7 protein-coding genes and 2 pseudogenes are annotated in these 13,602 nt (G+C 69.2%); 6 read left to right on the forward strand and 3 right to left on the reverse strand.

From position 1 onward, the window contains the following. Positions 1-86: 86 nt before the first annotated feature. Both ACLLJJ_RS41885 and ACLLJJ_RS41890 read left to right on the forward strand, forming a co-directional pair. Entirely contained in the window at positions 87-2,072 is a 1,986-nt protein-coding gene (locus ACLLJJ_RS41885; RefSeq protein ID WP_434600071.1) for a hypothetical protein, read from the forward strand. Next, positions 2,069-3,676: a PfaD family polyunsaturated fatty acid/polyketide biosynthesis protein gene (locus tag ACLLJJ_RS41890; protein ID WP_434600072.1), complete on the forward strand. Its 1,608-nt coding sequence runs from the start codon at positions 2,069-2,071 to the stop codon at positions 3,674-3,676. The genes ACLLJJ_RS41885 and ACLLJJ_RS41890 overlap by 4 nt, the downstream gene beginning before the upstream one ends. Before the next feature lie 115 nt (positions 3,677-3,791). On the opposite strand, the gene ACLLJJ_RS41895 is transcribed toward ACLLJJ_RS41890, so the two are convergent. Further along, positions 3,792-4,412, reverse strand: coding sequence for a hypothetical protein (locus tag ACLLJJ_RS41895; protein ID WP_434600073.1), 621 nt, complete (start codon positions 4,410-4,412; stop codon positions 3,792-3,794). Positions 4,413-4,614: 202 nt separating this feature from the next. Between ACLLJJ_RS41895 and ACLLJJ_RS41900 the strand changes: the two genes are divergently transcribed. Together ACLLJJ_RS41900 and ACLLJJ_RS41905 are read left to right on the forward strand one after the other, a co-directional pair. Further along, a complete protein-coding gene (locus tag ACLLJJ_RS41900) occupies positions 4,615-6,771 on the forward strand; it encodes an MMPL family transporter (protein ID WP_434600074.1) in 2,157 nt (718 codons plus the stop codon). Between the two features lie 431 nt (positions 6,772-7,202). Further along, positions 7,203-7,910 (forward strand): annotated as a pseudogene (locus ACLLJJ_RS41905) (ISL3 family transposase); the annotation flags it as partial. A 253-nt stretch (positions 7,911-8,163) separates the two neighbouring features. On the opposite strand, the gene ACLLJJ_RS41910 reads toward ACLLJJ_RS41905, so the two are convergent. Continuing rightward, positions 8,164-9,513, reverse strand: coding sequence for an ISL3 family transposase (locus ACLLJJ_RS41910; RefSeq protein ID WP_434595814.1), 1,350 nt, complete (start codon positions 9,511-9,513; stop codon positions 8,164-8,166). 413 nt (positions 9,514-9,926) lie between these two features. On the opposite strand from ACLLJJ_RS41910, the gene ACLLJJ_RS41915 reads away from it, so the two are divergent. Both ACLLJJ_RS41915 and ACLLJJ_RS41920 read left to right on the forward strand, forming a co-directional pair. Then, complete coding sequence (locus ACLLJJ_RS41915; protein WP_434588209.1) at positions 9,927-11,546, forward strand: IS1634 family transposase; 1,620 nt, start codon at positions 9,927-9,929, stop codon at positions 11,544-11,546. Between the two features lie 200 nt (positions 11,547-11,746). Beyond that, positions 11,747-12,214: pseudogene (locus ACLLJJ_RS41920) on the forward strand (reverse transcriptase/maturase family protein); the annotation flags it as partial. Between the two features lie 12 nt (positions 12,215-12,226). Here the strand turns inward: ACLLJJ_RS41920 and ACLLJJ_RS41925 are convergent. Then, positions 12,227-13,516, reverse strand: a complete 1,290-nt coding sequence (locus tag ACLLJJ_RS41925; RefSeq protein WP_434596753.1) for an ISL3 family transposase — start codon at positions 13,514-13,516, stop codon at positions 12,227-12,229. Between the last annotated feature and the right edge of the window lie 86 nt (positions 13,517-13,602).

A 13,602-nucleotide genomic window follows, 5' to 3' on the forward strand; every position in this document is an offset into this window, starting at 1 on the left:
TTGCATCTGCCCCCGCAGGCACTGGTACTGGCACCGGCGTAGCCCTCACCAACGCCGAGCAGAGCGGGTATGGGCATGACGCGGTGGTGCGTGCAGCCCTGGACGTACTCGCTGAAGACGCCGGGCCATGGGCCGAGAGGTATCACAGCGTGGTGTGGCGGGACACCGAGCCCGCCAGCCATGTGCATGGCCCCTTGCGCTGCCTCCTGCAAGAAGGCACCGGCGGGCTGTTGGACTGCGCGGTGTACACCGGCGAGATTCTGGTGGCGGAGCTCACCTGCGGCCCAGCCGCCTCCGCGCCGGCCGGCCCCGAGGTTCCGGAGGTGCCCTGTCCGCCCGACGCCCGGCCGCTGGCCCATACCGGCGTGCGGGAGTGTGACAGTGCGGCACTCGACGCACTGGCGGCGGGAGAGGTGGCGCGCGTCTTCGGGGAGGGCTTCAGCCAGCAGCATCTTCCCGAAGACGCACGGGCCGCACCCGGATACCGCCGGGCGCTGCACCGTGTCAGCGGCATCAGCCTGCACGACGGCAAGTACCGGCAGGGCTGGCTGACCGCCTCCCTGACGGCCGGTGACGCCTTCGGCGCAGCCGACATGCTGGCGGCCGTCTTCGAGGGCGCGGCCGTAGTGGCACTGCACCGCGGCTACCATCTGACCCTGCCCGCCGCCTGGGTGGCACCGGCCGAGGACGAGCGGACTACCCTCACTGTGCGGCGGCCCGTGGCCGCCGGCACCGTCGTGCAGATGGGTCTGCAGGTGCGTGCTGTCGGACTGTACCCACGGCCCTACGTGCGTGTGGACGGCTCTCTCACCACCCTCGCGGGCGAGACCGTAACCGACGTCCACGGCCTGTGCCTGGTCGTGCACGGCAAGCCGCGCGCCGACAGCCGTCTTTACCGGGACCAGCCGCCAGTACGTTCGGTGGTCTCAGGCGGGACGGCCGAGACCAATGAACTGCACCTGGCGCACATCGCCTCCGGCGACGACCCGGACCGCATGCGCCGCCCCGTCCAGGACGACGGAGCAGCGCGCCAGTCGACGGTGGTGCGTCCCCGCCTGCCGCGCGGTGACATGCTGATGATCGACCGGGGGGTCTCCAGTCACCCGGGCGAGGGGGCGGGCGGACGCGGCGCCTACAGCATGACGGAGTACGACGTACCGGCCGATCCTTGGTACTGCCGCGAGACCGGCAGTACGACGCTGCCCGGCCTGGCGTTGATGGAGATGGCACTGCAGCCCGCCGGGCTGCTGGCAGCGGTGCAGGGAGCCTGTGCGCAGTACCCCGACCAGGATTTCGTGTGCAGGAACCTTCAGGGCCGGTTGCGTCTTTCACAACAGGCCGACTGCCGAGGCACCACCCTCCGTCAGCACGTGTCGCTGCGGTCCGCCACCGCGCTGCCCGGAGCGCTGTTGCACACCTACGAGGTGAAGCTGGCCACGGCACGGGGCGAGCTGCTGTCCGGTCAGACGACGCACGGCTATTTCACCCGTGAGGCCCTGGCCGCCCAGCAAGGCCAGGACCAGGGACAGCTCTCCGAGCCTTGGCTGCTCACCCGCAACGATGCCCAGGAGGGGGTGCAGTACATCGACGCCCGGGGCGACCACCGGCTGGGTACCGGCCGGATGGCCCTGCTGCATGAGGTGAGCATCGCGCCCTCGGGCGGGGTGCACGGTCGTGGCTACGTCCTGTGCAGCAAGCACGTCGACGCGGCGGACTGGTTCTTCGGTCAGCATTTCCTGCACGATCCCGTCATGCCGGGCTCGGCCGGCCTGCAGATGCTCCACCAGGCGCTCCAGGCCTTCGCCCTGTACACACCCCTCACCGCTCATCTGCCCAACCCCACCTTCCGTATGGCGGCCGGACAGGACCTCCACTGGTCCTACCGGGGGCAGATTCTGCCAGAGCACCACCGCATCCAGGCGGAACTGCATCTCACAGACATCACCGTGGAGCCCGACCGGGTACTGCTGCAGGCCGACGGCGACCTGTGGCGTGACGGGCTGCGGATCTACCACTTCGACAACCTCGCCATCGAAGCACTGGCGTCCGCCCCTGAGACGAGTCCCGCGTGAGTACCCTCCCCCGCCCCGACGGCCTCTATGCGGTACTGGCAGACCTGGGCCAGCCGGTGTTCGCCACGGGAGCCCCGGCCCGCGCCCATCTGTCGCACCAGGTCCCCGGCCCGGGACAGGCATTGCTGGCAGTCGCAGGAGCGATGCCGCCCGAGAGTTTGGGCGCAGCGTCCTTCCGTACCCATCACGGGGTGCGCGCCGCCTACATGGCCGGCGCGATGGCGGGCGGCATCGCCGGTACGGAACTGGTCACCGCTCTGTCCCGGGCCGGCTACCTGGCTTCGCTGGGGGCGGCGGGCATGTCCGCGCAGTGGCTGGAGGAGGCGTTGACCGAGCTGCGCCGGGAGCTCGGGGAGGGGCCTTACGCCTGCAACCTAATCCACCACCCGGCCGCCCCGCAGCGGGAACAGGAGTGCGTCGAGGCGTGCCTGCGCCACCAGGTCAGGTGCATCGAGGCGTCGGCGTTCATGCGCCTGTCCCCGGCGCTGGTGCGCTACCGGGCGTTGGGCCTCACCACAGCGCCGGACGGCCGCGTGGTGCGGGCGCACCGGGTCATCGGCAAGGTGTCGCGGATGGAAACCGCAGAGATGTTCCTGCGGCCCGCACCGCAACCGTTGCTGGACGAGCTGGCCGCCGCTGGTCTTGTTACCGCGGAGCAGGCTCGCCTGGCCCGGCTGGTACCCATGGCCGACGACCTCACGGTGGAGGCCGATTCAGGAGGACACACCGACCGCCGCCCCCTGTCCGTCCTGCTGCCGGCCATCAGCCGGCTGCGCGATCGTCTGCACCGCGAACGGGCCGAGCCCGGCGGGACTCCGGTGCGGCTGGGCGCGGCCGGTGGGATCGGCACCCCTGCCGCCGTGCAGGCGGCCTTCGCGCTGGGCGCCGACTATGTGGTGACCGGCTCGGTGAACCAGGCGACCGTCCAAGCGGCGACCAGCGACGCGGTCAAAAAACTTCTGGGAAAGGCCGGTTTCAGCGACTGCACCATGGCACCGGCTGCTGACATGTTCGAACAGGGCATCACTGTGCAGGTGCTCGGGCGCGGCACTCTCTTCGCCGGGCGCGCCTCCCGCCTGTACCGGCTCTACAGCGAGTACGGCGGCCTGGAGGACCTGCCGGACAGCCAGCGTGAACATCTTGAGCAGCAGATCTTCTGCCAGCCTCTGGAGGAAGTATGGCTGCGCACCGAGGAGTACCTGGCGCAGCAGGATCCGTTGCTGCTGGAGCGGGCCCGGGCCGATACCAAACAGCGGATGGCGCTCGTGTTCCGGTGGTATCTGGCCCATGCCTCGCGGTGGGCATGCGAGGGTGCGCTGGAGCGGGCGGCCGACTGGCAGGTGTGGTGCGGACCGGCCATGGGTGCGTTCAACTCGTGGGTAGAGGGCAGTACGCTGGCCGACTGGCGCAACCGCGACGCGGTGCGAGTAGCGGACCTGCTGCTGCGCGGCGCCGCCTACCGCACCCGGCTGCACCACCTGCGCTCCTCTGGTCTCGTGCTGCCGGTGGACGTCGCGGAGTACCGTATGCCGGTCCCCGAACCCAGCGTGGCGGGCGTGCCGTACCAAGGCGGCGGGCGTGTGCCCACTGCGGGGGCGGTGTGAGCGTATCCGGCGCAGGGGCCGTGCTCATGCCGTGGGCCGCGCGGCCGTGCCGGGTGCCGGCGGCGGGAGGCCCGGTGGGCCTCCCGCGGCGGCACCCGGCACGGGTGGGGGCGGATCAGCTGATGGACAGGGTGCCGCGGCCGTGGGCGCTGGACAGGCCGCGGGTCCCGCAGCTACGGACGTCACTGGTGGGCTGCAGACGGCCGCGCATCTGTCCACCGGCCATCTTGCCCCGGGTGACAGAGCCGGAGACCATCGCGTTCAGCGGCGCCCCCGGGTTCGCGCGCGGTGCCAGTGTGGAGGTGCCCACCTTCCGGCCCCGCCGGTCGTACCAGGTCACCGTCGCCGAGCCGCGCACTTGGCGCACGCTCGTGCAGGTGGCTGTTCCCGTCCCACGGAATGTCAGCCGCCCGGAGCGCACCGCTCGCTGGCTGCCGTTGGGCGAGGAGCAGCGTTCCAATGCCACCGTGCCCTCGGCCCGGACCGACCGCGCCCGTGCGGACACCGCGGGACTGAAGCGGACCGGGTTGCCCGTCACCGTCCGTGCCGCGCACGTCAGTTGTGCGGCTGCCGCTGCCCGCGAGGGAGCCGCTGCCGGGGAGGCGGTCGCGCTCTGGCCGCCCAGCACAGCCAGCATCGCACACCCGCCGGCCGCTACTGCGAGCCCCACTCGTCGCAGCGCCCCGGCCGCCCGGCCCTGGGCCGGTGTGCCGATCGCATAAAACTTCACACCCATAATGTCACTCCTAGTCATTGGTTGTGTACGAGCAGTGTTCAAGTCTAGGGTCAGAAACAACCAACTGAGGTCCGGCGCTCCGAATTCGCCCTCCCCTCGCACAGGCAACGGGAGAACGGCCTCGCGCCTCAGCGCCGCCGTACTGCGTCGCCCGCGCCGCGCCGTCGCCTCCGGTCTCCTCGCTGCTGTCGCGGCAGGGGCGGTGCTGCTGCTGACACCCGCGGGCCTGTCTCCCGGCGGTTACACGGCGAAGGACACCGAGGCCACCCGCGCCGACGCCCTGCTGGCACAGCGCTTCGGGGCCGGACTGCCCGACCTGGTGCTGCGCGTGCACAGCACCAGGGACGCCGACGACGCGACTGTCGCGGACGCCGGGTTACAACTCGCTGAGAACGTCGCCGGCCGTCCGGGTGTGCAGCGCGTCTTCTCCTACTGGAGCGAACAGGACCGACGGCTGCTCTCACGTGACCGCCGCACCGCGTTGGTCACCGTCGACCTGGCGGGCGGTGATGCACAAGCGGCGGACACCGCTCGGACACTGGTACCGCAACTCACCGGACGCCACGGGCCGCTGAGCATCTCCGCCACCGGCTCCTCCTGGACCAGCGTCCAGGTTTCCCGGCTCAGCCAGTCGGACCTGATCCGAGCCGAACTCTTCGGCGCCCCCCTGGTCGTGATCGTGCTGCTCGTGGCCTTCGGTTCCCTGGCAGGCGCCCTGCTCCCGGCCCTGGTCGGAGGCCTGGCCGTTGCCGCAACCCTCGCCGCCCTACGGCTGCTCGCCCCTCACTACCCCGTCTCGGTGTTCGCCCCCAACCTCACCGCAGCCCTGGGCTTCGGCCTGGCCGTCGACTACGCCCTTCTCGTCGTCACTCGCCACCGCGACGAACTGGCCGCCGGCGCTTCTGTACGCGACGCGGCAGCCGCCGCCATGCGAGCGACCAGCCGTGCCGTGTTCTACTCCGCCGCGACCATCCTCACGTGCCTGGCCGCGCTCCTGCTCTTCCCCCTGACGTTCCTGCGCTCCATCGCCCTGGCCGGCATGCTCGTCGTCGCCTTCTCCGCCGCCGGCACTCTCCTGGTCCTGCCTCCCGCCCTCCTGCTTCTGGGCGAACGCCTGCGGCGCCCCGCGCGCGCCCCGGGCACCCACCCCCTGCCCGCCACGCCGTGGGCGCGCCTGGCACGCGCCGCCACCCGGCGCCCTGCCCTGTCCGCGAGCTGCGCCGCAGGAGTGCTCCTGTGCCTCCTCCTACCGCTCGGGCACATCCGCTTCGGGCCGGCGGACGCCCGCGTCCTGCCGGCGGACGCGGAAGCGCACATGGTGTCCCGGCAGGTCGGCGCCGAGTTCGACGTGCCCTGGAACCGCACCCTGCAGGTGGTACTGCCCCAAACGGACGCCTTCACCCACGAGCAACAGGTGGACGCCTACGCGCGCCACCTCTCCACGCTGCCCCACGTCAACCTGGTCGACGGCGCCACCGGCACCTACCGCGGTGGGCGGCAGCTCTCCGGGCCCAGCCCCTCCGCGGCCCTCTACAGCGCACCCGGCGCCACCTGGCTCGCCGTCGTGGCAGCCGAACCTCGCGCCCAGGACGCCGCCCTCATCGACAGACTCCGCAACACCTCATCGCCGGGCAACCGCCTCGTATCCGGAGAGCCCGCGCGCCAGGCCGACACCCAGACCGCCCTTTCCGACCGCCTGCCCCTCGTCGCAGCCTGCATCGCCGCCACCGTGGGCCTACTGCTGTTCCTGCTCACCGGCTCACTGGTCCTGCCGCTCAAGACCATCATCGTCGGACTGCTCAGCCTCGGCGCGACCTTCGGCGCCCTGGTCACCGTCTTCCAGGACGGGCATCTGCTCGCCCTGATCGGCGGCAGCCCACCCAGCGGCGAGCTCATCCTCCCCGTCCCGCTGCTCATGTTCTGCGTCGCCTTCGGCCTCGGCATCGACTACCAGGTATTCCTGCTCACACGCGTCCTCGAAGAGCACGCCCGGGGCCGCCCCTTGAGAGAAGCCCTCGTCACCGGTGTCGCGGCCACCTCACGCGTCATCACCATCGCCGCCCTCCTGGTCGCCCTCGCCCTGCTCCCCCTGATCACCTCCCAGCTCACCATCCTGAAGATGCTCGGGCTAGGACTGGCACTCGCCGTCCTCGTTGACGCCACCCTCGTACGCGGCATTCTGGTTCCTGCGGTCATGTGCCTGCTGGGCCGGGCCAACTGGTGGGCTCCCGCGCCCCTGGCACGCTGGCACCAGCGCCGAGCCGCACCCACGGCCCCGGCACTGCCACCGGTGACCGTACCCACCGCGCGCAATGACGATCGCCCGGCAACGACACCACAAGACGAGAAAACCAGGTGAAGCACCCCCGGGAGCCCTCCAGCGCCCCACAGGAGCCTGGGCAAGCCGCCCTCGGGGGCGGCTTGCCCAGACCCACCTCTCGCTGCGGCGGCGCAATGGGAACCGGCCCGGCCAGGTACTTGGCGACCGTACGGCGATTCAGCCCGGTCTCCTTCGTGATCTGCCGCAGGCTCATCGCACCGGACTCGTACAGCCCGCGGAAACGCCTCAACTCCAGCCAACGATGCGGATCCAAGACCATCGACAGCCGCCCTCCACCGACGCCGAACAGAAGACAGCAGATTCACACCGCCACGACGGCTCGGCTGGCCTGTGAGTATGCCGGTCCCGCTACAGCCTCCGGCGGCTCTCCGGGGGCGCCGGCGGGAGTGTAAATTGGCTCTGTTCCGTAGTCGGTGGTGACGGCAGGTGACGGGCGTCGTTGATGTTGTATGCGAGATGTCAACTCCCTTGTGGCAATGGTGTTTTCGGGTCTTTCAGCGCTGGTCATCGAGGATGTGGCGGATGACGGCGGGGTGATCCGGGTCATCGCCCGGACCCGGGATGTTTCTGTGCCGTGCCCGGTGTGCGGGGTGGCGACGGCGAAGGTGCACGGGTATCACGTCCGGACGGTGGCGGATGTGCCGGTGGACGGTCGGCAGGTGGTGGCCCGGGTCCGGGTGCGGCGCCTGGTCTGCCCGGTCCGGGGCTGCCGGCGGCAGACCTTCCGCGAGCAGGTCCCAGGGCTGATCGAGCGCCTTCAGCGTCGCACTACGCGTCTGACCAGCCAGCTCTCGGGGGTGGTCAAGGAGTTATGTGGCCGGGCGGCCTCCCGTCTCACCCGGTTCCTGGCGACGCCCGTCTCATACGCCACTGCCCTGCGCCTGCTGCGGCGCATCCCCCCGCCGGCGGTGCCGATGCCGCGGGTGATCGGGGTCGACGACTTCGCCCTGCGGCGCCGCCACCGTTACGCCACGATCATCATCAATGCCGAGACCGGGGAACGCCTCGACGTGCTGCCCGACCGCGAGGCCGCCACATTGGAGGCATGGCTGCGCGGGAAGAAGGAGATCGAAGTCGTGTGCCGGGACGGCTCGGCCACCTACGCCGAGGCCATCCGACGGGCCCTGCCTGACGCGGTGCAGGTCAGCGACCGCTGGCAGTGCGCCATGAGGCGCCTTGTCGTATCCCCGACCCAGTCGGGATGAATTCGGGAGGAGATTCTTGGGTCTGATGGCTTACCCGATCCGGAAACGGTGACGGGACCAGAGCATGCCAGAAAACCGACGGCCGACCTCAGGCAGTGAGGGCGACGCGTCGAGGGACCCGCGTGACACGGTGAAAGCTGAATTGCCTGAACCCTAATTCCCAGGAGATTGAAGGTCGAATCCGTCGGAAAACGGGTCTTCGAATTTAGTGGGGGTGTGCTTCCCGTCGGCTGCGGCGCGTGGTTGCACAGCGTGAGCGCAGGCGTTGGTTCGCTCGGTTGCGGAAGCCGAAGGCGTTACGTGCTTCGAGCTTGATGAGGCGGTTGTTGCCTTCGGAGGCGGCGTTGGTGATGCCGGTGGTCAGGTAGGTCTCGATGCCGTCCCACCACTGCTCGACGGTTTCGGCGAGGGTGACGAGTTCGGGCAGGTGAGCGTGGTCGGCGACGTGGGCGAAGAAGCGGTGGCGTGCGGTGGAGATCGCGGAGGGGTCGGGGGTGACGTGCCGGCGCGTGACGGCCAGGCCCAGGAGGTCGCGCAGGAGTTCCTTTCCCTGCCAGGCCGCGTAGATCTGCTTCCCGTAGGTGCCCATGGACTCCAACTCGGCCTTGAGGAGGTCGCGTTGTTTGTCTGTGAGGTCTTCGTTGTTGCGGCGCAGGAGTTTGCGGACGGTGTAGATGCTGTCGCCCTTGCGGGCCCGGCGGCCGTGCTGTTTCCAGGTGAGGCGTCGGCGCAGGTCGGCGAGGTGGCGCTGGGCGAGTTGCACGATGTGGAAGCAGTCGACGACCACCCTCGCGTGGGGCAGTGCGCGGTGGATCGCGGCGCGGAAGGTGGAGCAAAGATCGATGGCGACGTAGCAGATCCGCTCGCGCCAGGCGGTGGGCTGGGCGCTCAGCCAGTCGGCGACCGAGGCCGCGTTGCGGCCCTCGACCTGCCCGAACAGCCCGCGTCCGCCGATGGCGTCGACGAACCCGATGTGCCAGGCGTCCGCCACCAGCTCCCACTTCTCGGTGTCCGGGTCCTGCTTCCACACCGGCTTGCCCCGCCGGGTCTCGTCGATCCCGATCGCCTCGGTCACCGGCGGGTCCTCGGGCAGAACCTCCGCGGCGTAGTGCTCGAAGCAGTGCTGGACGATCGGCCAGGACAGGCCCAGATCCCGGCCGGCCTGTACCACGGTGCGGCCGCCGTCGACCACTGCGGCACCAGCCGCTTCGCGCAGTGCGGCAGTGGTACGCATCCGGGCGGGCACCTGGGGTATCGCCTCGGTGAACGAGCCGCGCGCGCAGGCTACTTCGGTGCAGTGCCAGCGCGCCTTGCGCCAGCGGATACTCACCGGGCGCCCGCCGCAGGACAGATGTCTCGGGGCGGTGGTGCGGTAGTCCTTCAACCGCGTGGCGAAAACCCCGCACGAGGGGCAAGCCCTCGCGGAGTCCTCGCTCGTCACGACGTACACCGTCGATCCACCCGCTCCGTCGTCCTTGACCTTGGTCACACTCACCCCCTCCAGCCTCAGCAGTCGTGTCGCGTCCCTGTTGATCTCGGTATCGTGAGTGCTCAAGTCCGTGGGTTTTCATGATCGGTTGCGTAGAGAACAACCATGATCACGAAGACCTGCGGGCTTCTCGCGTCCGGGGCACCCGCACTGCAGGCCCATCACGGACGGTGACCAACCGTCAGGTCGTCACCGTCGCACCCCCACTAAATTCGAAGACCCCGGAAAACTGCCCGTAACCGACGCCGCATCCTGCGATGACTTGGTGGAAGGGTCGACGCACCTTCCGGAGTGCGGAGCGATGCCCAGCGAGGGCATTCAAGGGAATGAGTGGGGCACCTACATCACGCTAGGCCGATCCTCCGCACATAGCTGAATCGGATGAACTGATGAGTTGGCCGGTACTTCGATAAGTGCGGGTCGTTGTTCTGGACGTGCCGATATCTCGTTCGTGTCGTTCCCGGGTCCAGCGCCCCCGCATGTCGGTGGAGTTGGCGCCTGTGGTGGAGAGGCGTCTGGGTGCTCTGCCTGCCTCTGCCGAGTTTCTGCGCCGGCTGGACGTGGCCGGGATCATCGACGAGCTGTGTCCTGTCCGTGAGGTGGCTCATCTGACGCACGGGCAGGTCGTCGAGGCGCTGATCGCCAACCGGCTGTCCTCGCCGACCTCGATGGTGCGGGTGGAGGACTGGGCGCGGAAGTGGGCTGTCGAGGAGGTCTTCGGCATCGAGCCGGACCTGCTCAACGACGACCGTATCGCCCGCGCTCTGGACGCGATCGCCCCGCACCTGGAGGAGATCACCGGCTCGGTCGGCGCGCAGGCCATCGCGGAGTTCGGCATCGATACCGCTCAGATCCACTGGGACATGACGTCGATCTCCATGTTCGGCGCCTACCCGGACCAGGAAGAGGAGTACGCGCAAGTCAGATACGGTCACCCCAAGGACCGGCGGGTCGACCTGAAGCAGGTCCAGGCCGGGCTGGCCGTCACCCGCGACGGTGGCATCCCCGTCTTCCACCGTGCCTACGACGGCGGAGCGGGCGAGGTCGCCCAGGTCGTCGGCGCGATGAAGGCCCTGCGGAAGATCGCCGACCGCAAGGACTTCCTGCTCGTCGCGGACTCCAAACTGGTGTCCTACCCGAATGTCACCGCCCTGCTTGACGCCCGGGTCGGATTCGTCGCCCCCATACCCGCGGCCCAGGTCAAAGCCGGCTTCTACGCCACTGCCGACCTCGGGGCCGCCGAGCTGGTCGACTACGTCAACGACCGCGACCGCGAGCGGGAGACCCCCGCCGACCAGCGCGAGTCCTACCGGGTCCTGGAAGACGTCCACGCCATGGCAGGACCACGCAAGCGCGACCCGGTCCACCACCTGCGCCGGATCCTGGTCCACTCCACCGGCAACGCGGAGGGCCAGCGCAAAGCACGCGCCAAGCGTCTGGCCAGAGCCACCGAGGATCTGGAGAAACTGCAAAACTCGGCCGGCGGCCGGTACTACACCACCGCCGAGAAGGTCCAGGCCCGGATCGGGGTGATCACCAAGTCCCGCCGGGTCGCCAGCTGCCTGCGTACCACCGTCACCGCCGGCCCCGACGGGAAACCCACTCTGGCCTGGCACTTCGACGAGGACGTCCTGGCCGCCGAAGCCGCCGCCGACGGCTGGTACTCCCTGGTCACCGCTCTGACTCCGGAGCAGGCCGACACGGCCGAGGTCTTCCGGCGCTACAAAGGCCAGGGAGTGGTCGAACGCCGCTACGGCGAGTTCAAAGGCCCCCTGGCCGTCGCGCCGCTGTTCCTGGAGCACAACCGCCGCATCACGGCCTTGATCACCGTGATCTGCCTGGCCCTGCTGGTCTACTGCCTGATCGAACGCCAGGTCCGCCAGGCCCTGGGCCCCGAGCAGACCATGGCCGGCCTCTACCCCGACAACCGCAAGGTCCGACCCACCGGCCGCATGATCCTCTACCACCTCGACGGCCTCATGCTCCGCCCCGGCACCGCCACCGACCCACCCGTCATCCTCATCAGCCGAGGAGTCCAAGCACACCTACTCGAACTCCTCGGCATCGACGAAACCCGGCCCCGCTGGCTGGAGACCTAAAGCCCCATGTGCGAAGTCACCGGCTAGGACGTACGACAAGGACGAACATGGGATCGCCTAAGGGGTGAGATCTCCCTATGGCGACGGAGGCCCCGTAGTAGTCGCCGGAGTCACGACCGGCCAAGGAGGACGGGAAAGCCGTCCACATCGGGCGAAGGGGGCCAGGTGATCGGACACTCAAAACTCGGGAGGTATGCGAAATGCAGAGCGCCGAAACGGTACTGGGTGTCCTCCGTGAACGCGGCAGGCGTGGCCTGCCGTGCAATGAACTGTATCGACAACTCTTCAATCCGCAGTTGTATCTCATGGCTTACGGGCGTCTGTACTCCAACAAAGGAGCGATGACGCCCGGAGTCACTGGGGAGACCGTGGACGGCATGTCGCTGGGCAAGATCGAGCACGTCATCGACGCGCTGCGCCACGAGCGCTACCGGTGGAGCCCAGCTCGTAGGGTCTACATCCCGAAAGGGCGGGACAGCATGAAACTGCGTCCGCTCGGCCTGCCTCCGTGGAGTGACAAGCTCGTCGGCGAAGTGATCCGTCTGCTACTTGAGGCGTACTTCGAGCCGACGTTTTCTAACTCCTCTCACGGTTTCCGTCCCCGCCGAGGCTGCCACACCGCACTGCGCGATGTGGCCAACACCTGGACGGGCACGGTCTGGCTTGTTGGGTCTTCGAATTTAGTGGGGGTGCTGCTCCCGTCGGGCTCGCCGGGTTGTAGCGCAACGTGAGCGCAGGCGTTGGTTGGCGCGGTTGCGGAAGCCGAAGGCGTTGCGGGCTTCGAGCTTGATGAGGCGGTTGTTGCCTTCGCTGGCGGCGTTGGTGATCCCGGTCGTGATGTACGCCTCGATGCCGTCCCACCAGGTGTCGATGGTCTCGGCGAGGGTGACCAGTTCGGGGAGGTGGGCGTGGTCGGCGATGTGGGTGTTGAAGCGGTGGCGGGCGGCGGAGATCGCGGAGCGGTCAGGGTGGGTGTGGGTGTGCTTGAAGGCCAGGCGGAGCAGGTCGCGCAGAAGTTCCTTGGCCTGCCAGCCGGCGTATATCTGCCGCCCGTAGGTGCCCATCTGGTCCAACTCGGTGTTCAGAATGGTGAGTTGGTCGGGGTTGAGGTCTTCCTTGTTACGGCGCAACAGCTTGCGGACGGTGTAGATGCCATCGCCCTTGCGGGCCCGGCGGCCGTGCTGTTTCCAGGTGAGGCGACGGCGCAGGTCGGCGAGGTGGCGTTGGGCGAGCTGGACGATGTGGAAGCAGTCGACGACCACGACCGCATCGGGCAGTGCGGTGCGCACGGCGGCCCGGAAGGTCGCGCACAGGTCGATGGCGACGTACTTGACGTGCTGTTTCCAGTGTTCGGGCTGGAGGGTGAGCCAGGCGGCGACGCAGGCGGCGTTGCGTCCCTCGACCTGGCCGAACAGGCCGCGTCCGCCGATGGCGTCGACGAAGCCGATGTGCCAGGCATCCGCGAGGAGTTCCCACTTGCCGGTGTCCGGGTTCTGCTTCCAGACCGGCTTGCCGCGCCGGGTCTCATCGATCCCGACCGCCTCGGTGGCCTCGGGCTCGGCAGGCAGGGCGGTGGCGGCGAAGGAGATGAAGCAGCGGTGGACGACCGGCCAGGAGAGCCCCAGATCGCGGCCGGTCTGGACAATGGTGCGGCCGCCGTCGACCACCGCCGCCCCAGCCGCCCGGCGCAACGTGATCGTCGTCCGCATTCCGGCAGTAACCTGCGGTATCTGCTCGGTGAACGAGCCGCGCTCGCACCGGGTTTCGGCGCAGTACCAGCGGGCCTTGCGCCAGTGGACGGCCACGGGCCGGCCCCCGCAGGGCAGGTGCCTGGGCCGGGTGGTGCGGTAGTCCTTGAGCCGGGTGGCGAACACCCCGCAGCCAGGACAGGCCCGCGCGGCCGGGTCGGCGGTCACCACGTGCACCAGGCTGCCGCCCGCCCCGTCGTCCACGACGTTCACCACACTCACCCCCTCTACCCCCAGCAGGCGCGTCGCCGCCGCGTTGATCTCTGTATCGTTGATGGTCGAGCCCGCAGGTTCTTCTTGATCCGTTG

The sequence above is a fragment of the Streptomyces sp. A5-4 genome (genome assembly GCF_051131715.1).
In the GTDB taxonomy this organism is placed as follows: Bacteria; Actinomycetota; Actinomycetes; order Streptomycetales; family Streptomycetaceae; genus Streptomyces.